The 18,474-nt window shown below is 51.2% G+C and carries 17 protein-coding genes and 1 pseudogene; 5 read left to right on the top strand and 13 right to left on the bottom strand.

Annotated elements, in window-relative coordinates:
* Positions 1-17: 17 nt before the first annotated feature.
* Together BM184_RS00340 and BM184_RS00335 are read right to left on the bottom strand one after the other, a co-directional pair.
* Entirely contained in the window at positions 18-1,466 is a 1,449-nt protein-coding gene (locus tag BM184_RS00340; RefSeq protein WP_086942055.1) for a DEAD/DEAH box helicase, read from the bottom strand.
* Between the two features lie 166 nt (positions 1,467-1,632).
* Positions 1,633-2,109 (bottom strand): SRPBCC family protein, encoded by a 477-nt coding sequence (locus BM184_RS00335; RefSeq protein ID WP_086942054.1) that lies wholly within the window; start codon positions 2,107-2,109, stop codon positions 1,633-1,635.
* 350 nt (positions 2,110-2,459) lie between these two features.
* Here BM184_RS00335 and BM184_RS00330 point away from each other — a divergent pair, with 350 nt between their 5' ends.
* Genes BM184_RS00330 through queC form a run of 3 tightly spaced genes read left to right on the top strand, consistent with a single transcriptional unit; the run spans position 2,460 to position 4,145 of the window.
* Positions 2,460-2,957: a QueT transporter family protein gene (locus tag BM184_RS00330; RefSeq protein WP_086942053.1), complete on the top strand. Its 498-nt coding sequence runs from the start codon at positions 2,460-2,462 to the stop codon at positions 2,955-2,957.
* 18 nt (positions 2,958-2,975) lie between these two features.
* Positions 2,976-3,476 (top strand): preQ(1) synthase, encoded by a 501-nt coding sequence (gene queF / locus BM184_RS00325; protein ID WP_086942052.1) that lies wholly within the window; start codon positions 2,976-2,978, stop codon positions 3,474-3,476.
* 9 nt (positions 3,477-3,485) lie between these two features.
* Positions 3,486-4,145 (top strand): 7-cyano-7-deazaguanine synthase QueC, encoded by a 660-nt coding sequence (gene queC / locus BM184_RS00320; RefSeq protein WP_245830572.1) that lies wholly within the window; start codon positions 3,486-3,488, stop codon positions 4,143-4,145.
* A 290-nt stretch (positions 4,146-4,435) separates the two neighbouring features.
* On the opposite strand, the gene BM184_RS00315 is transcribed toward queC, so the two are convergent.
* Genes BM184_RS00315 through amrS form a run of 4 tightly spaced genes read right to left on the bottom strand, consistent with a single transcriptional unit; the run spans position 4,436 to position 7,957 of the window.
* A complete protein-coding gene (locus BM184_RS00315) occupies positions 4,436-5,131 on the bottom strand; it encodes a methyltransferase family protein (RefSeq protein WP_177208484.1) in 696 nt (231 codons plus the stop codon).
* A 31-nt stretch (positions 5,132-5,162) separates the two neighbouring features.
* Positions 5,163-6,353, bottom strand: a complete 1,191-nt coding sequence (gene metK / locus BM184_RS00310) for a methionine adenosyltransferase (RefSeq protein ID WP_086942049.1) — start codon at positions 6,351-6,353, stop codon at positions 5,163-5,165.
* A 55-nt stretch (positions 6,354-6,408) separates the two neighbouring features.
* The gene (amrB, locus tag BM184_RS00305; RefSeq protein ID WP_086942048.1) at positions 6,409-7,059 is read right to left on the bottom strand and encodes an AmmeMemoRadiSam system protein B; all 651 of its coding nucleotides are present in this window, start codon (positions 7,057-7,059) and stop codon (positions 6,409-6,411) included.
* Positions 7,060-7,075: 16 nt separating this feature from the next.
* Complete coding sequence (gene amrS, locus BM184_RS00300; protein ID WP_218150955.1) at positions 7,076-7,957, bottom strand: AmmeMemoRadiSam system radical SAM enzyme; 882 nt, start codon at positions 7,955-7,957, stop codon at positions 7,076-7,078.
* Positions 7,958-8,183: 226 nt separating this feature from the next.
* Between amrS and BM184_RS00295 the strand changes: the two are divergent.
* Positions 8,184-8,732, top strand: a pseudogene (locus BM184_RS00295) (sugar O-acetyltransferase); the annotation flags it as partial.
* 98 nt (positions 8,733-8,830) lie between these two features.
* Here the strand turns inward: BM184_RS00295 and BM184_RS15360 are convergent.
* The gene (locus BM184_RS15360; protein ID WP_218150954.1) at positions 8,831-9,964 is read right to left on the bottom strand and encodes a Maf family nucleotide pyrophosphatase; all 1,134 of its coding nucleotides are present in this window, start codon (positions 9,962-9,964) and stop codon (positions 8,831-8,833) included.
* A 242-nt stretch (positions 9,965-10,206) separates the two neighbouring features.
* Between BM184_RS15360 and BM184_RS00280 the strand changes: the two genes are divergently transcribed.
* Entirely contained in the window at positions 10,207-11,448 is a 1,242-nt protein-coding gene (locus BM184_RS00280) for an OFA family MFS transporter (protein ID WP_218150968.1), read from the top strand.
* A 55-nt stretch (positions 11,449-11,503) separates the two neighbouring features.
* Here BM184_RS00280 and BM184_RS00275 read toward each other — a convergent pair whose 3' ends face one another.
* From BM184_RS00275 to BM184_RS00250, 6 genes are all read right to left on the bottom strand, one after another.
* A complete protein-coding gene (locus BM184_RS00275; protein ID WP_086942045.1) occupies positions 11,504-13,885 on the bottom strand; it encodes a homocysteine S-methyltransferase family protein in 2,382 nt (793 codons plus the stop codon).
* 19 nt (positions 13,886-13,904) lie between these two features.
* On the bottom strand, positions 13,905-14,570 hold the full coding sequence (locus BM184_RS00270) for a vitamin B12 dependent-methionine synthase activation domain-containing protein (RefSeq protein ID WP_160116916.1): 666 nt from the start codon (positions 14,568-14,570) through the stop codon (positions 13,905-13,907).
* The gene (gene metF / locus BM184_RS00265; RefSeq protein WP_086942043.1) at positions 14,567-15,466 is read right to left on the bottom strand and encodes a methylenetetrahydrofolate reductase [NAD(P)H]; all 900 of its coding nucleotides are present in this window, start codon (positions 15,464-15,466) and stop codon (positions 14,567-14,569) included. Before metF ends, BM184_RS00270 begins: the two co-directional genes overlap by 4 nt.
* Before the next feature lie 199 nt (positions 15,467-15,665).
* Positions 15,666-16,577, bottom strand: coding sequence for a LysR family transcriptional regulator (locus tag BM184_RS00260; protein WP_086942408.1), 912 nt, complete (start codon positions 16,575-16,577; stop codon positions 15,666-15,668).
* A gap of 323 nt (positions 16,578-16,900) precedes the next feature.
* Complete coding sequence (locus tag BM184_RS00255) at positions 16,901-17,155, bottom strand: DUF6718 family protein (protein WP_086942042.1); 255 nt, start codon at positions 17,153-17,155, stop codon at positions 16,901-16,903.
* A 96-nt stretch (positions 17,156-17,251) separates the two neighbouring features.
* Positions 17,252-18,451: a hypothetical protein gene (locus BM184_RS00250; RefSeq protein WP_086942041.1), complete on the bottom strand. Its 1,200-nt coding sequence runs from the start codon at positions 18,449-18,451 to the stop codon at positions 17,252-17,254.
* Positions 18,452-18,474 lie beyond the last annotated feature (23 nt).

Genomic DNA, 18,474 nt, shown 5'->3' with positions numbered 1-18,474 from the left:
GTTCAATTTTGCTGCATCTATTTCTTTGCTTTATGCACTTTCAACGCTTTGCCTTTGACGGTGCGGTTCTGCATCTCGGAAATCACAAAATGGCCTTTGCCGTTCAGGATTTCGATGTAGGTCACGTTTTCCTGGATCGTGATGATGCCGATATCATCCGCATCGATGCCGGGAATGTTGGTCAGCGTGCCGACGAAATCGATGGCGCGCAGTTTTTTCTTCTTGCCGCCGTTGAAATAGACTTTGGTGATGTCCTTGTTCAATTCCCGGTTGCGCGCGCGTTTGATGACTGGACGTTCCTGCAGTTTCTTTTCGAAAGCCGCTTTGTGATGCTGCACGAAGCGTGCGCTCGGCGGATCGATTTCGGTGATTTCCTGCTGCGCGAAGTCTTTCACTCCCTGCCAGGTTCTTTCCTCACTAGGCGTAACCAAGGTCAAGGCTACCCCTGTTTTACCGGCGCGGCCGGTCCTGCCGGTACGGTGGATGAAGCTTTCTTTCTCCTCGGGGACATCATAATTGACGACATGCGTCACGTTATCGACGTCAATCCCGCGCGCAGCCACATCCGTAGCCACCAAATAACGCAGTCTGCCTTTGCGGAAATCTTCCATGACGGCTGTGCGGTCATCCTGCACCATCCCGCCGTGCATCTTATCGATCGGTAAACCGGCTTTGCTCAAGAATGTGTACAGTCCGTTTACGGCTTCCTGCGTATTGCAGAAGATGATGCAGCTGTCCGGATTCTCAACGGTCAGCAGATCCAATAGTTGCTTGGGTTTGCCCGACTCTTGGACACGGATGAAGGATTGCAGAATCTTCGGCTTGGATGCCTCGTCGCTTTCCATTTTCACCGATACGCGGTCGTTCTTCATATAGAAGCTGGCCAAACGCACCACTTCATTCGGCATGGTCGCGGAGAACAACAGCGTTTGTTTTTGTTTCGGCAGGAAATCGATGATGGCTTCCACTTGCTCAATGAAGCCCATATTCAGCATCTCATCCGCTTCATCAAGTACCAGGTAGCGTATCTTGTCAAATTTCATTGTCCCTTTTTGCAGATGATCCAATACCCTGCCCGGAGTGCCGACTACGATATGGCTTTTCTGTCTCAATTCCGATTTTTGCGTATCGAAGGAAGTTTTGCCGAAGACAGCAGTAGCCTTGATCCGCTTCAACCGTCCGATGTTGGTGATGTCCTCTTTCACTTGCAGAGCCAGTTCCCTTGTCGGAACCAAAATCAGCGCCTGCGGACGGTTTTCCTCCCAGCTCACACTTTCGCACAACGGTACGCCGAAACTGACGGTCTTGCCGCTGCCGGTCTGCGATTCGACAATGATATCTTTGCCCTTTAAGGTCAGCGGGATGACCTCCTGTTGTACTTGCGTCGGTTTGAAATAACGCAATGCCTTTAGTGCCGTAACGATTTCTTCGCTGATTGCGAAGTCTTCAAATGTTGTATAATTCATCTTGTCCTACTTTCACTTTTGATTTGTCGTCTCAGTATAACAGGAAAAACGTAATAAATCCGCGTTTTTGTGAAATCGAGTGTGCGGGACGGAATTAAAAACGGAACTGGATCTGAATCCCGCAAAGGGTTCCGCTTCCAGTTCCACCATCACCGTTTGCGCCAGTTCACTCTTCGCAGAACAGCCTGATCCGCTCGATTGCTTGCTGCGCCAGTTCATCACGTTTTTCCTGGTAAGCTTCTTTGTCGAATGTTTTATTCTTATCGACGTAAGGAATATTCTGGATGCTTTCCAAGTTTAACGTCGTTCCGCCTTCCTCCGCTTTGGCCGTGTAATTTTGCCGCACGAAAGAATCTTCGGCCGGATCGACTGTGTCCACCCGGATGGCTGCGCGCATGACGAATTCTTCAGGGAACAGTTCCGATTGCTGCACTTCGATGTTCACCGGCACCATTTTCCCGAACATGTCGTATTCCGCTTTGTAGACACTGGACAGGCCGCCGTCCCCGCTGATCTGCTTGACGATCTTCAGACCCTCATGGATTTCTTCCCAATTCCCCACATTGGCGGCATATTGCCATACCTTTACCAGCGGCGCTTCGATAAAAATGCTTTTCTTGATGTTACTCTTGATATAATCCATTTTTATTCATCCTTCCTGCTGATTGAACCTACTCTACTGCCCTCATATGCGACTGTGATAGCGTTATCTTTATCCTCATTATAATAAAATAAATTCCCTTATACAAACTTGGGTCCATGAACATTGAAAACCACCCTTGGCAACTTCGCCGATATTTGTTAAACTGTTCGGGACAGTTCGTAACCATCCTGTCGTTAAATAAAACTAGGGAAATAGAATCATGCAATCAAAACGCAGGAATGTTTTTTGAGATGGCTTGTTATCCTTAGATACAACCTTCTCGGCATCCGTGCGTCTTTTTTTGTGCATATTCTTGTAAGGCGTTGAAAAAAATATTAGGAGGTGGATCGATGCAAAAAACATTCACAAAAACACAAAAATTGACTTTCTCAGCAATGTATATCGCTATGTACATCGTCATCATGGCTCTGACGCAATCTTTCGCTTTTGGACAATATCAAATCCGCATCGCCACAACTCTTTACGCCCTAGCTTATTTTAACCCGTTTCTGATCATCCCGGCAGGTCTCGCCAATCTTATGTCGAACCTGTTCTTCGGCGGACTTGGAATCATTGACATGCTTGGAGGGACCCTGGTCGGCATCGTTACGGCTTCGCTCGTTTACGCTGTCCGCAAATACAACCTGCCGAAGTGGTGTCTGATTTTACCGATCATCTTCATTCCGGGAATCGTTGTGCCGATCTACCTGTCGCAGCTGTTGGCCATCCCGTTCCTGCCGCTTGTCGTCAGCCTCTGCATCGGCCAATCGGTACCGGCTTTCGTCGGCTACTTTTTGGTGCAGGCACTGGAAAAACGATTCTATAAAAGCGCGCTTCTGAAACCCTAAGCGCAAGGAGGAAAAGAAATGACCGCAGGCAGAAATGAAGCCGATCTGAACGGCATCACCCAATTGGGCAACCAACAGACTAAATACCCGCAGGACTACGATCCGAAAGTCCTCGAGACTTTTCCGAACAAGCATCCTGATAATGATTACTTTGTGAAATTCAACTGCCCCGAATTCACGAGCCTGTGCCCGATGACGGGACAGCCCGATTTTGCGACCATCTACATTTCCTACGTCCCGGGAGAGATCATGGTCGAAAGCAAATCGTTGAAGCTCTACCTTTTCAGTTTCCGCAACCACGGCGACTTCCACGAGGATTGCATGAACATCATCATGAAGGATCTGATTGCGTTGATGGCGCCGAAATACATCGAGGTGTGGGGCAAATTCACACCGAGAGGCGGCATCTCGATCGATCCTTACTGCAACTACGGCAAACCCGACACAAAATGGGAAGACGTGGCTTGGCAACGCTTGGCGCAGCACGATCTTTATCCTGAGAAAGTCGACAACCGCTAGATGGAAAATGTGAACGGGACAACGCAAAAACAAGCATTGGTCATCTTTTCAGGCGGGCAGGATTCCACGACTTGCCTGATCCAAGCCATCCAAAAGTACGGCGCGGCAAACACAGTGGCGCTTTCCTTCAGCTATGGCCAACGCCATGGCATCGAACTGGAACGGGCGGCATGGATTGCCAAAGATCTGGGGGTCGAACACCACATCTTGGATGCGCAGGTCATGGGTAAAGTCACGACGAACGCATTGATGGATGAGTCGCAGACAATCAAAGAAGCCGATGCCGAAGACTATCCGAACACCTTCGTCGATGGACGGAACGCACTGTTCCTGTTGTTGGCAGGCATTTTCGCCAAATCCAAAGGCATCCGCACCATCATATTGGGCGTGTGCGAAACGGACTTCAGCGGCTATCCAGACTGCCGCGATGTGTTCGTCAAATCGATGAACGTGACCCTGAACTTGGCCATGGATTACAATTTCAACGTTGAAACGCCGTTGATGTACCTGACCAAAGCGCAGACATGGGAGCTGGCCGATCAGCTGGGTTGCCTCGCCTACATCGAGGAACATACCCATACTTGTTATATGGGTGTCCCCGGTGGTTGCGGCGAATGCCCTTCCTGCAAACTCCGGAACGCCGGACTGACAGAATATTTGAATAAATAAGAAAAGCGGAACGGGTTCGCTCAGCCCTGAAAGAAATTTAGGAAATCGTGCCGACTGAGCATCGTAGAGCGCAATATGCTGAGAGACTTCCTGCGTCAGCAGGTTAGTCGAATAGTATCCTTGGATCGTAGAGACAAGGGGTTCCTTTATATTTTTTGAAGGGCTAACCCGTGAAGCTAGCCATCTAATCACCCAATAATCCAAAACAACCCGTTGACTATTCGGAAAAATCCGAACCAGTCAGCGGGCTGTTTTTTTGTTGTATGAGTGAACATGCCAGACTCGCAAACTCACCAAATGTAGGGGATCAGGCGGTATTTGACTCGCTGGGTATAGGCTGTGTAACCGGCTAGCCCTGCTTTCAGCATCTCCTCCTCGTCTTTTATACGCGCGATGATTTCGAGGCAGCTCAAAACCATCGGAATCACGGCAACATAGGACCCGAGCATCAGCGGAATCGACAGATACAGGATGATGGATGCCGAATACATCGGGTGGCGGATGATCGCATAGAGCCCGGTATCGATCAGCTGCTGCCCTTCCTGGATTTCGACGACCCGGGAGGCATAGCTGTTCTGGGCGAATACGGCGACCACCATCGCGTAGGCGCACTCGAACACAATGACGCTGGCAACAATCAGCCAAAGCGGAACATCGGACCACTGGTAACGGAAATCCACCCCCGGCAGAAAAAAGCCCAGGAGCATGAACAGCCCTGAAATTTGGACGATTTTGCGTTGCTCTTTGCGCGGTTCCTTCAGGTTCATCCGTTTTCCCAGCAAAACGGGATCCTTCCGCATCAAAAAGACTAGCGTCATGACCAACGGAATCGCCAATGCCCCCAGAAAAAGCCATGCCTGCCAATACCGGAAGGTGCCCGCCAATGCGAACAAGGTGCCTCCGATCAGGAGCAACCCTGAAAAAAGCCGGAACAGGACCAATCTTAACAAATTGCTCCTTTCCTGACGAATCTGCTTTCTATCCATAAAATTCATCCCCTGTCTGACGTTTCGGCAATCATTTCAAATCCATCGCTTCTTCCGCCAACAAGGCAGCCTTATCGGTCCGCTCCCAGGGCAAATCCAATTCAGGCCTACCGAAATGGCCGTAGCAGGCAAGCTTTCTGTAGATTGGATTCCGCAGGTCGAAATCGCGGATGATTGCGGATGGGCGCAGGTCGAAGTGCTTGTTGATCAGTTCTTCGATCTGTTCTTCAGCAATGCTGGCGGTCCCGAAAGTTTCGACTCGGATGGAAACGGGTTTGGCCATTCCGATGACATAAGCCAGCTGGATTTCGCAGCTGTCGGCCAAGCCTGCTGCCACGACGTTTTTCGCCACATATCGGGCAGCATAGGCAGCGGAGCGGTCGACTTTGGTCGGATCTTTGCCGGAAAAGGATCCTCCCCCATGCCGCGCAGAGCCGCCATAGGTGTCGACGATAATCTTTTTACCGGTCCATCCCGAATCGCCGGCAGGACCGCCGATGACGAAACGGCCGGTGGCATTTACGAAATATTTCGTCTGATCATCCAACAGTTCCGGCGGGATGACAGCCGGAATCACCTTCCGTAGCATGTCCTCTCTGATTTGTTCTTGATTTATTGATTCGTCATGCTGGCAAGCAATGACGACCGCTTCGACCCGTTTGACCCGTTCGTCCGCATACTCCACAGTCACCTGCGTTTTGCCGTCCGGCCTCAAATAGGGCAGCTCCCCTGATTTCCTCAGGTCCGCAGCCTTCTCGGCTAACTTGTGCGCCAACGTGATCGGCAGCGGCATCAACTCCGTTGTTTCCTTGCAGGCATAGCCGAACATCAGCCCTTGATCGCCGGCGCCCAATTGGTCCGTTTCATCGTCCGAACCGAGCCGCTTTTCCAAAGAGGATCGCACTCCTGCGGCGATATCCGCCGATTGCCTGTCCAAACCGATCAGGACGGAACAGGCCTTCCCATCGATACCAAAGTCGCTGTCCGTATAGCCGACATCCTGAATGATGGACCGCACGATGGCCGGAATGTCCACCGTGCTGACCGTCGTAATCTGGCCGAAAACCGTGATCAAACCAGTACTGGCGGAAACATCGCAAGCCACCCGCGCGAACGGATCATCTTCCAAAATGGCGTCCAGAACCCCGTCGGCTATCTGATCGCAGAGTTTATCCGGGTGCCCCTCCATGACCGATTCCGAGGTGAAAAATGTTCTCTTCATACTTTATCGCCTCTTTTTACTAAAAAATGAATGACGCAACCTTCCAAAACTTGTTTTATAAACTTCGCGCAACCTTGATTTGCTCTTCGGACTCCGAAGGCATAAAGGTTGCGACAAGGTAACCGACCCCGAAAGGGCCTTCGTAGGAGAGCACTTCCGCTTCGTATTCCCTGCCTTCGAACGCTCCCATCAGGAACAGGATGGAGCGCAGCCCGCACTCCGCAGCCCTTTCAAGGAACCCGCCATCCAACCGCAAGAGTTGCCCGGCATCCTTTTCCTTGATGGCTTTGATCACTAATTTATCAAAAAACGGTCCCGCCGAATGATAGCCATAGGGCCCGTCCGGCTTCAGCACGTGCGACAGATCGGCTGAGGCGATGATGGCTGTGCGCAGATCCGATTGGTCGCAAGCTCCCCCATAGCGTTTTCCCCATTCATAATAGTGCTCGTAGGAAGGCACCGTCACCAAAATCTTTTCCGTTTCCAGGTTGGGCGGCAGTTGTCTGTCGAGATAATGCAAGGGAACCTCAAAGCCATGTCCTTCATGCGGCGAGATGATGAGTAGTCGGTCCGGTTTTGCGACGGAAAGTCTTTCGGCCGCGCTCTCCATAGCAGACACTGTCCGTTTTACCCTTTCAATGTCCTTCCCACCGATTTCCGGAATGATGAGCGGCGGATGCGGACTGATGACGCCAAAAACCAACATAAGGGATCCCTCCTTTTCAGATGTTGCCGATGTGCACGTGCTGCAAACCGTATTTTTTGCCGATGGCTGCGGCTGTTTCCAAGGTCTCCATCGGCGTGATGGCCGTATCCATCATTTTCCAGCCAGGGAAAAAGCGGTTGACATGCCAAGGCACTTCTTTGCCGACTTCCTCGGCGATGAAGCGCGCCATCCGTTCCAGTTGGTCGATGCGGTCATTCACCCCTGGGACGACAAGCGTTGTGATTTCGAGGTGCACACCTGCTGCATGGAAGTGTTTGATCGTGTCCAGGACCGGCTGCGTCGTTCCGCCGCAGTGTTCCTTGTAGACTTCGTCATCAGTCCCTTTCAGGTCGACATTGACGGCATCCAAATAAGGAATGATTGCATCCAGCGTTTCCTTCGTCGCATAGCCGGCCGTCTTCCAGATATTCTTCAATCCCGCTTCACGGGCCAGCTTCATCGTGTCAAGCGCGTATTCTACAAAGATGATCGGTTCCGTGTACGTGTAGGCGATGGAAGGACAGCCGGCAGCCAAAGCCCGCCGCACATGTTCTTCCGGGCTGATGTCCTCTCCATAGATCGGACGATCCGGTTTGGAGGCCTGCGAAATCGCCCAGTTCTGGCACCAGAGGCAGCGCAGATTGCACCCGATCGTAGCGAACGAATAGGCTGTAGTGCCGGGAAGGAAATGATTGAGCGGCTTCTTCTCGATGGGGTCGATCGCAACCGCGATTGCTTTCCCATAATTCAATGCATACAGAGTCCCCTCCCGATTCTCCCTGACGGCGCAGATTCCCCGTTTGCCTTCCGCTATGACGCAATGATGTGGACAGACGCCGCACCTGACTCTGCCGTCCCCCAGTTTTTCGTACAACATAGCTTCCTTCAACTCATCCACCCCAATCATCCACTTCGTAAATGTTATCGCTTACACACATCTTACTGCATTTATGCTTTACAATCCAAAATTTAACAGTCCGATTTCCGAAAAATCCAATATGCCTTAATCCAGCAAAAATAAAATAGCGCCTGATTCATTTCGTATATCAAATCAGTAAATGTTTCGTTATAATTAGTAAAAATAATCAAAAAATTTACTATCCTATACGTAAGGAGACTATAAAATGAAATCAGAACTAGAAAAAATGATCGCCGGTGAACTTTATTTTTCCAGCAATCCGGAGCTTTCCTCCATGCGGCACAGTTCCCGGGAAAAGATGCACCTTTTCAACAACGAAACGGATGCCCGCAAGCGCAGTGAGCTGTTGAAAAATTGGTTCGGAAAAACTGGGGAAAATATTTATATCGAACCGACATTTTCGCTGGATTACGGCTTCAATATTTTTGTCGGCGAGAATTTCTATGCGAACTTCAATTGTACGATACTGGACACCTGCCCGGTCACATTCGGGGACAACGTGATGATTGCGCCGAACGTCAGCTTCTATACCGCCACCCATCCGATTGATCCGGTCGAACGGAACAGCGGCTGGGAGTACGGGAAACCGATCACGATCGGGAACAATGTCTGGATCGGCGGCTCTTCCGTAATCGGTCCAGGTGTCACTCTGGGGGACAATGTCGTCGTCGGCATGGGCAGCGTCGTGACCAAATCATTCCCGGACAATGTCGTGATTGCAGGGAACCCGGCGCGCGTCATCCGTGAGATCGAGCTTTCCGATTCCAAGTCCTAAATACACGAGTAAAAGCAAAAAACGATCGCGTCAGCTGCATCCAGCTGACCGCGATCGTTTTTTCTTGCTTTCAAAAACTACTTCTCTGTCTGTGCTTCCGTCAGCAACCGGTGGATGGCTTTATCGACCAAGGCGACCGGAAACCCGACAATCGTATTGTAGTCCCCTTCGATTCCGGAAACCCAGAGCGCGGCTTCCTCCTGGATGCCGTATGCTCCGGCTTTATCCATCGGCTTGCCCGATGCAACATATGCCTTCACTTCCGCCTCCATCCGATCATCCCAATCAAAGAAGCTGACTTTCGTCTCAGAAGCAAAAGTCTCTTCCTTTTCGCCCCATAAAATGCTGACGCCGGTCAGGACCGAATGGGTCTTGCCTGCCAGTGCGCGCAGCATCGCATAGGCGTCGGCCTCATCTACCGGTTTGCCGAGGATCTTTTCGTCCAACACGACCACAGTGTCCGAACCGATGACCATCGCTTCCCTGTTCTCATGGTGGATGACCGACGCTTTTTCCCGCGCCAACGTTTCCACCAGTTCCGTGGCAGTGTCCAGGAACTTTTCTTGTCCCGCTTCGGCCAGGATGCGTTCTTCTATCGCTTTTTCGTCAATGTCCGCAACTTGGACCGCGAAGTCTTTTGTGGATAATGACAGCAATTCGCTGCGTCTTGGCGATTGACTCGCCAATATGATTTTCAGATCCATTTTCTCTATCCTTTTTTCTTCAAAATGCAAAATCATGTCATACCAAACGGCGTTCCCGTGCGTGGAGCTCGATTTGCCGCTGTTCACCAACCCAAATTTCTCGTAATAAGGGATCTTTTCCTCTTTGCAGCAAAGCGTCAAGCCTTTTCTGCCTGCTTGCCTGGCCGCATCGATCAGTGCCGTCAGCAACTTTTCAGCGATTCCTTGCCTTCTATGGTTTGGGCTCACATCCAAACCGAATACGCTTTGATAAGCGCCATCCGGATTATGCAGCGCAGCATCATGGTAATGGGCATCGCGGATGATCGGTTCATCGATGACGGCTCCGTTCACGAATCCAACCAGTACACCCTCGACTTCAACAACCAGGAAGCTCTCCGGGAACAGTTGTAGCCGCTCACTGAGTGATTCAAGCGTAGCCGCCTCGGCTTCCGGGAAACAAGTGTCCTCTATTATTTTCAGTGCGTCCAAATCCTGCAGATCAGCTTTCCTTATCTCAACTTGCATCCTCTGACTCCTCCTTCACTGTCCATAGTTCATATTACCGACAAATCTTCTATTTATCCAGAAAATTCCGTCTGCTCAGCCTCCCAGGGAAGAACATTGTCCAGATTGGACAAACTGCCCTCTCCCACGGCTTCGGAAAGCGATTGCATTTCCAGTAAATCGGGGTTAAGATGACGGTAGCATGATTAAATATTCACGCAATCATACTATCATTACCTAAGGGGGGCTTCAAAATGAATAACATCGAAAATAAATGGATGCGTGCCGCTGTCCCGGCACTGCTTATCCACTGCAGCATCGGGACAGTCTACTGCTGGTCCTTGCTGAAGGGGGGCATCGCCGAATATATCGGCAGGCCGCTAGGCGAGGTCGAATGGGCGTTCAGCATCGCCATCTTCTTCCTTGGAATGTCGGCTGCCTTCGCGGGCAGGGTCGTGGAGAAGGACATCCACAAATCTTCCCTGATTGCGTCCATTTGTTTTGCCGCCGGGATGGCCGGAACCGGATTCTTCATCCAGCAAAAATCGCTGATCGGCATCTTTCTGACTTATGGTGTCCTGATGGGCATCGGTTGCGGCATCGGCTATCTCTCGCCGGTCAAAACCCTGATGCTGTGGTTCAAAAACAACAAAGGCTTGGCAACGGGGATAGCGGTGGCCGGATTCGGATTGGCAAAGGTCATCGCCAGCCCGATCATCGAGATGCTTTTGGGTGCAACCAATGCGGATGGTACGCTCGTTGACCCGACCCGGCTCTACAAACTGTTCTATATCCTGGCTGTTGTCTATTTCATCATGATGTTCCTGGGCCATCTGCTGTTGAAAAAACCATCCGATTGGGTGGAAGTACCCGTGAAGATGAAGAAAGGCGAAAACATCCTCGACATCTTCAAAAACAAAACATTCATCGGCATCTGGTTGATGTTCTTCATCAACATCACTTGCGGATTGGCGCTCATCTCGCAGGAGAAGGATTTGCTGCACTTCATCGGCTTCGGTGCAGTCGGAGTGATCAGCTCATTGACAGCACTCTTCAACGCAAGTGGCCGGCTTGGCTTTGCATCCTTCGGAGACAGGTTGAAGGACAGAAACACCATTTATATCTGGATTTTCGGTCTGTCGATCGCTGCTACGGCGCTTACACTTTTGGCGAACGGCATCAACAATGCAATCGCTCCTTTAGTCATCATTACGCTTTGTGTCATCAACGCCGGCTACGGCGGCGGTTTCTCCAGCCTTCCGCCATTGCTTGCCGACCGGTTCGGGATGAACAGCATCAGCACCATCCACGGACTGGCTTTATCTGCCTGGGCTTTTGCCGGACTTTCCGGGAACCAATTGAGTGCCTTCATCATTGCGAAGACAGGTTCCTTCAACAACGTTCTCTATGTCGTATTGGCACTGTATTCGGTCGCTCTCTTCATCAGCGCTGTTATCTTAAGATCAAAACCGGATGACATGAATAAAACAAGACGTCCAGCCTAAAAAGAAAAATCCCGGAAGAGATCCATTTTGAATGGATTCTCTTCCGGGATTTTTTTTACATTGTACTAAAAACTTCTTCGGCTACGGTGACGCCGGCTCGGGCATCTTTGCAGTAATAATCCGCACCGATGGCTTTGGCGTACTTTTCTGTCAGTACGGCTCCCCCGACGAAGACCTTCACAGGCAGATTTGCCTCGCGCAAGGCCGTGATCGTATCCTCCATCGCAGTGACGGTCGTCGTCATCAGCGCAGACAGCCCGACCAGTTTGACTTGGCGTTGCTTGGCAACAGCGACAACTTCCTCGATCGGGACATCCTTGCCCAGGTCGATGACGTCGTAGCCATAGTTTTCAAGCAGCACTTTGGCCAGATTCTTTCCGATATCATGGATATCCCCTCTTACGGTGGCCATGACGATCGTCCCCTTCGATTCTAGCTTTTCATTGCCGGCCGCAAGTTTTGCACGGATTGTCTCGAAAGCTTTTCCGGCCGTTTCGGCAGCGCGGATCAACTGAGGCAAGAAGATGTTCTTCTGTTCATAGAGCTTGCCTACTTCATCCAATGCCGGCACGATGTGATCGTCCACGACAGCCAATGGTGTATTGTCTTTAAGCAGCGCGTTGGTTGCCTTCATGATCCCTGTTTCGTCGCCCTCCAACAGCATTTCCCGGTAGGAACGTACCACGTTTTCCTGCTTGGGACCATCGGATTTGACCACAGCCTTCTTGTTGTTGTAGTCGATATAGTCGATGGCACCTTCGTCTTGCCCTGACAGAACATTGAAGGCGCGCATCGTGTCGACGATTCCGTCGGCCCCCGGATTGATGATGACCGTATCCAGTCCCGAAGTCAAAGCCATCGCAAAATAGGTACGGTTGATCAAGGCACGGAAAGGCAGCCCATAGGAAACATTGCTCAATCCCAAAGTGGTCAAAGCTTGCGTGTTTTCCTTGACCCAACGCAAGGCCTTCAGCGTCTCCATAACCGCTTTCTGTTGGGCAGCTGCAGTGAGCACAAGGCAATCCACCAGCAATCTTTCGGCAGCGATGCCGTACTCTGCCGCTCGGTCGATCAGCTTTTGGGCGACCTTTGTCCGGCCGTCAGCATCATCCGGGATGCCCGCTTCATCCAGACACAAGGCAACCACAAAGGCGCCGTATTTCTGGACGATTGGATAAATTTCGGCCATCGAGGATTCTTTCCCGTTGACCGAATTGACGATCGCAACACCGCTGTAGCGCCTCAAGGCTACTTCAAGCACTTCCGGCTTGGTCGAATCGAACTGCAACGGCGCTTCCACTAGGCCGCTCATCCCATCGATTATTTTTGTCATATAGTCCGTTTCGTCGATCATCGGCAAAGAGGTGTTGACGTCCAAAACATCCGCACCTTTTTGGACCTGTTCGAAAGCGACTTTGATGGCCGCTAATGGATTGCCTGCCACGAATTGTTCCTTCAAAGCCTTGTTGCCTGACGGGTTGATCCGCTCACCGATGAGGGTGATCTGGCCGTCCAGGCAAACCTTTTTCTGCGCGGAGCAGACGTACCGCTTCAATTTGTTGATTTCCCTTTTCGCAAAAGACGCCTTGGCCTGCTGCAAATCACGGATGTATTCCGGGGTCGTGCCGCAGCATCCGCCGATAACGGAAACCCCCAAACCGGCCAACTCTTTCGCGACTTCAAGGTAAGCCTTGGAAACGACGTTATATTTGGCGACGCCCGCTTCCGTCACAGGGATGCCGGCATTCGCCTGCACCATCACTGATGTGTTCGTGAATGCCAATATCCTTTTGATGATGGGAATCAGCTCCTTAGGCCCCAATGAACAGTTCACGCCCAGTGCATCCACACCCAATGCATCCAAAGAGAGCGCCATGATTTCCGGCTCAGTCCCGGTCAAGGTGTTGCCGTCCTCCGTAAAGGTCATCGTTGCGAAAATCGGCAGGTCGCAGTTCTCTTTTGCCGCCAACACGGCAGCGCGCATTTCCCCCAGATCCGACATCGTTTCGATGAGGATCAGATCAGCTCCGGCCGCCGCTCCGATCGTCACTTGCTCGCGGAAATAGTCGTAAGCCTGGTCGAAATCAAGCAATCCGATCGGTTTCATCATCTTTCCTACCGGTCCGATATCGAGCGCCACTTTCGCCCCGGTCCCTGCCGTTGCCGCTTTGGCGATTTCAACTGCCGCAGTGATCACTTCCGTGACCGAGTAGCCGGTCTCCTGCAATTTGTAGGCATTGGCGCCGAATGTATTTGTCGTGATGAATTGTGCACCGGCTTCGACGTATTCCCGATGGATCCGGCTGAGCAGCTCTGGATCCTCCAGATTCAACGCTTCCGGGTTTTGGCCGGCTTTCATCCCATATTTCTGGAGCATCGTGCCCATCGCTCCATCGAAAAGAAGCAATTCTTCCCCAATTTGTTTTCTGATATCCATTATTTTTTGTCCCCCTGGCTTAACTTCTGGCCGTGCAGCTGTCGTTCAGATCGCACTCGCTGCAGCTTTTGTTCCCGCAGCGATGATTCTTCCCTTTGGAGATGCCTTCCTCCAGAACGCCCAAAATCGCCACAATCGATTTTCTTGGAGTCATCAGCATCGAATCCGTCAGATGGACCCCGATCCGTTTGTCTGACTGCAATTCCCCGAGCAGCGTTTTGTTGGTGGCCAACGGAAGGTCCCCGTATCCGGGCGCGTAGCGGAAAGTCAATGCGGCTCCCGCTGGCAGCTGGCTTTCGATTTCCTGCTGGCAACTGTCCGCAATCGTCTCGACGAATGCGGATGCACAGGCATCCGCGATCATGCCCATAGTAGGTGACATCATTTTATTGCGCTCAATGAGGAGGTCTCCTTGCGCGCCTAATGTGCAGACCATGATATAGACTTCTTTGCAGCGCTTAAGCGTGCGGTTGATGCTTTTCCCTTCAAGAACTACTGCAGTCCCCTCCAGCTTGATCAAGCCTTCAATTGAATGGTCCAGGAGATAATGGCCATAAGTCCATTTCCCGGTTACCGCCTGCTCAAACTGGGCAGCGATGTTCTCCATGTCATTCCTTGTCCGTTCGTCCGGTTGTTTGTTGCCGAAGCCAAGGTACTTCGCGACCAGCTTCAGATCCGTCTTCATCTTTGCGGCTCTTTTCTGCATACCGCTTTGCGGACACAAGAGATGTTCTCCATGATCCTTCTTGTTGCGTCAGGCTTGTTCATCGTGTAGATGTGGACGCCATCCACCCCGGAAGAAAGCAAATCGATGATCTGATCGACTGCATAAGCGATACCGGCTTCCTGCAGTGATGCCGGATCATGCTCGTATCTGTCGAGTATCCGTAAGAATTTCGGCGGCAAGTTGCAGCCTGAAATTTCCTGGATCCGTTTCACTTGTTTGATGTTCAGGACCGGCAGTATGCCTGCGATGACAGGCTGTTCGATGCCGACAAGATCCAATTTCTCCTTGAATTGATAGAAAAGATCGTTGTCGTAGAAAAGCTGCGTGATCATGAAGTCAGCGCCATGGTCCATTTTCTTTTTCAGATTTTTCAGGTCATCCACTTTGTTGATGGAATCGACATGTCCTTCCGGGTAGCAGGCCGCTCCGATCGAAAAATCGCCTGCTGCTTTGATGTCGTCGATGAGCTCGGAAGCGTAACGGTATTCCGGATTCCAATTCTTGTCCGTCAATTTTTCCTGCGGGATATCCCCGCGCAAAGCCAGGATATTTTCGATGCCGCTATCCTTGATCGATGCCAGTGTCCGTTTCATGCCCTCTTTTGTCGAGGTGCAGCCGGTCAAATGGGCGATCGATTCGATGCCGAAATCCTTTTTGATGCGCGATGCGATTTCGACCGTGTTGCTTTGGGCTGTCCCGCCGGCGCCGTAGGTCACGGAAATGAAATCGGGATGCAGGTCCTTCAATTCGCCCAATGTGTCGAACACTGTTTCAAGGGCATAACTGCTTTTCGGCGGAAAAATTTCAAACGAAACGGTTGGTTCCCCTTTGCTGATCATATCTCTAATCTTCATAATCATGTCCTCCTTCAATTTGTTCAAAGTGGCAAATGTTAAGCTCACTTACTTTGTGTACAATTGATCATGTCAGTTGATGACTTCCACAAGAAGTCATTTATTTCCAATAGTATGCCATGAAATGAAGATATAGAGTAACACCAAAAAAATATATTCAGTTATAGCAGAAGGCTATATCAAAAAAAGAGCGAACCTGTTAATTCCCATAGGTCCGGATCACTGCTTTCAATTCCTTGATATAGGCGGCCGCCTGTCGACTGATTCCCGCTTTCTTGTTGGCGATCCAACCGATCACCATCCGGTCTTCGACATCCAACGGAACCGAAACAATATCCGTGCCGTTCAACTCTTCACTAAGTACGCCTGTAGATATGGTGTAGCCATCCAAGCCGATCACCAGGTTGAACAAAGTCGCTCGGTCGCTGACCAGAATGCTTTTTTTATGGAAGACAGTACTGAGTATCTCTTCCGAAAAATAAAAGGAATTATGCTCGCCCTGTTCGAACGACAGGTAGGGATAGTCCTCAAGATCCGCCAAGGTAACGCTCTGTTTGGCCGCCAACGGATTGCGGACGCTGACAAAGATGTGCGGTTCCGCCTCAAAGAGGGGGTGGAACTCCAACTGGCTCTCCTGTAGGATTTTTTTGAGCGCATTGCGGTTGAACGAATCCAGGTAGAGGATGCCGATTTCACTCTGGAAACTTTTGACGTCCTCGATGATTTCATGGGTCCGCGTCTCACGGAGGGTGAACTTGTATTCATCCGCTCCGCTCTTTTTGATCATATTCACGAACGCGCTGACGGCGAACGCGTAATGTTGGGTCGAAATGGAACACAGTTGCTTGGCCGGCTTCTTGTCGAGGTAGCGCTGTTCCAGCAATTCCGCTTGCTCGATCACTTGCTGCGCGTACTTCAGGAATTCGCTGCCTTCCGCAGTCAGCGTGATGCCTTTGGCGGTCCGGATGAACAGTTCCAAGCCGATTTCTTCCTCCAGGTCCTTGATGGCATTCGAGAGGCTCGGTTGTGAAATGAAGCATTTTTTTGCAGCTTCGTTGATCGATTTGTACTGTGCGACTGCCAGCATATATCTTAATTGTTTTAAGGTCATGTTTGTTGCCTTCCCTCTCGCTGTTTTGGCCGCCGCAGCGGTTATTTGGCTTGTCTTTTTGATTCTGCTTCGATTATACCAGATGGGTTCCCGCACGGCCAAGACTGGGCTGATGAGCATGGAAAAACGATGCCTGCTCCGGTGAAGACAGCGTTGCACGGAGGAATGTCGGATCTTGGGCCGGCTGCTCCGGCTAGGCGGTGCCCGCCGGAGTTGCGTACGAATCTGAAGTCGGTGCTCCGGCCAGGATTGTCTTCACCGGAGCACAAGTAAAAAAAGATCGGCGCGGCAGCATTTTCCTATGCTGCCGCGCCGATCCGATGCTATTTTTTCCGGCTGACTTTTTCTTCTATCGTGCGTTCGAATGTTTCCTTGTTGTCCGTTACCGCTATGGGCGCGTATTCCGGCCATGCCTCTTCCAACGCTTCCGCGGAGTCCCCACTCAAGATAAGCACCTCGATTTTCCGCCCGAAACGCTGCTCCAATTCTTCCGAATAGCCAAAAATGGATGGCACCGCATCGATCGCGATCGCCGCACTGCCGTTCTTTTTGAATGTCCTTGCCACTACGAATTTCATGAATTCACCTCAGGGTCCATTATAGCAAAAAGGCCACGCTACCGGTGAAAAAAATTGGCAATTCCGTTGCTGATTCCACACTTTCGGATTGGCTGCCTATACGTCCAGCTCGGTCTGAACGCTGGTTCCTTCAGGCGTAGCCTTGTAATGAGCCATAACCAAAGCGCCTAAGCCCGCCATGACGGTCAGCAGGGAGCTGAGGAATTTGACAAACGGCGGCAGCCCCAAAAGCCCGAGGACAGCCAAGCCCAAGAGCACCAGCCAGACTCCCTTATGCAGCTCTGGCCATTTGAAGCGCTTCGCCACCCACTGTCCGATGAAAACCGCCACGATGATCCGCGACAAGTACAGCGAAAACGTATAGATGGCACTTAACATGACGCCTGCCGGTATTCCAATGACGGTGACCATTGCCAAGATGATCATCGGCGGCACCACCAGCAACGTCAACAAACCCACCCCTAACGTCTTCAATGGCGTCTCAGCCAATGGGCGGGCAGTATTGTTCCAGAAATTAGGCCGCCAGATCCGTATCAGGAACCAAATCAACAAAGCGCTCGCCAAGCTCCAGAGGAACCAGAAAAATTTCCTTACCGGAGTTCTCGTCTTTTTCAACGCAACTTCCCTGTCCACGTTCACAGTTTCAGCAAATTCCCAATTCGTGTCACCCGCAATCGTTGCGCCAGTGCCGATGTCAGCTTCGTTTTCACCCTTGTAGTAGAGGTCTCCTGCTATGTTCGCACCGTCCTGGAGTTTCAGGCTGTCCGTCTGCAGATTGGCGTTCCCGCCGATTGGGCCGCTGAGCACAATCTCGGCCCCACCCCCGAAGAGGTTGCGTTGGATAATCCCTTCCTGCAGGATGGTTGCGCCTGCCGCGAAGAAATCCCTGCCTACAGATGCATCCTGTCCGATGGAGATATTCTGACCGGCAAAGAAAACATCGCTTTCCGACTGCCCATCAAAGGTGAGCGCTTGCCCCGCTCCGTAAATGTTTCCCGTCACCGTCCCGTTGATGGTAATCGTTTGGGCAGCCACAAAAAGATCGCCATTGATGTTGCCATTGATCCGGATATCCTGCCCGGATACAAAAGTCGTCCCTTCCACATTTCCGTCCACCTTCACCACATTACCCGCAAAGAATCCCGGTCCATCGATCGTTTCGCCTGCAGCCAAATGATCAAGGTTTTCCGCATGCATGGTCGTGGCCGAAGCAACGCCCGAAAAGCCCAACAAAATCGCCAAAAATAGCAAGTTGATACTCCAGAAGAACCCTTTCCACCAAACCTTCTTATTCATCTTGCTTCCTTCTTTCAAATAAA

It is taken from the genome of Trichococcus pasteurii (genome assembly GCF_900112935.1).
GTDB lineage: Bacteria > Bacillota > Bacilli > Lactobacillales > Aerococcaceae > Trichococcus > Trichococcus pasteurii.
Note: the sequence above shows the minus strand (reverse complement) of the source record. Positions and strands in the feature narration are given on the sequence as shown.

What these genes read in the sequence shown, in the direction of transcription:
- BM184_RS00340 (WP_086942055.1), bottom strand. Translation starts at nt 1,466, where the DNA reads ATGAATTATACAACATTTGAAGACTTCGCAATCAGCGAAGAAATCGTT.
- BM184_RS00335 (WP_086942054.1), bottom strand. Translation starts at nt 2,109, where the DNA reads ATGGATTATATCAAGAGTAACATCAAGAAAAGCATTTTTATCGAAGCG.
- BM184_RS00330 (WP_086942053.1), top strand. Translation starts at nt 2,460, where the DNA reads ATGCAAAAAACATTCACAAAAACACAAAAATTGACTTTCTCAGCAATG.
- queF (WP_086942052.1), top strand. Translation starts at nt 2,976, where the DNA reads ATGACCGCAGGCAGAAATGAAGCCGATCTGAACGGCATCACCCAATTG.
- BM184_RS00315 (WP_177208484.1), bottom strand. Translation starts at nt 5,131, where the DNA reads ATGGATAGAAAGCAGATTCGTCAGGAAAGGAGCAATTTGTTAAGATTG.
- metK (WP_086942049.1), bottom strand. Translation starts at nt 6,353, where the DNA reads ATGAAGAGAACATTTTTCACCTCGGAATCGGTCATGGAGGGGCACCCG.
- amrB (WP_086942048.1), bottom strand. Translation starts at nt 7,059, where the DNA reads ATGTTGGTTTTTGGCGTCATCAGTCCGCATCCGCCGCTCATCATTCCG.
- BM184_RS15360 (WP_218150954.1), bottom strand. Translation starts at nt 9,964, where the DNA reads ATGCAAGTTGAGATAAGGAAAGCTGATCTGCAGGATTTGGACGCACTG.
- BM184_RS00275 (WP_086942045.1), bottom strand. Translation starts at nt 13,885, where the DNA reads ATGGATATCAGAAAACAAATTGGGGAAGAATTGCTTCTTTTCGATGGA.
- BM184_RS00270 (WP_160116916.1), bottom strand. Translation starts at nt 14,570, where the DNA reads ATGAAGACGGATCTGAAGCTGGTCGCGAAGTACCTTGGCTTCGGCAAC.
- metF (WP_086942043.1), bottom strand. Translation starts at nt 15,466, where the DNA reads ATGAAGATTAGAGATATGATCAGCAAAGGGGAACCAACCGTTTCGTTT.
- BM184_RS00260 (WP_086942408.1), bottom strand. Translation starts at nt 16,577, where the DNA reads ATGACCTTAAAACAATTAAGATATATGCTGGCAGTCGCACAGTACAAA.
- BM184_RS00255 (WP_086942042.1), bottom strand. Translation starts at nt 17,155, where the DNA reads ATGAAATTCGTAGTGGCAAGGACATTCAAAAAGAACGGCAGTGCGGCG.
- BM184_RS00250 (WP_086942041.1), bottom strand. Translation starts at nt 18,451, where the DNA reads ATGAATAAGAAGGTTTGGTGGAAAGGGTTCTTCTGGAGTATCAACTTG.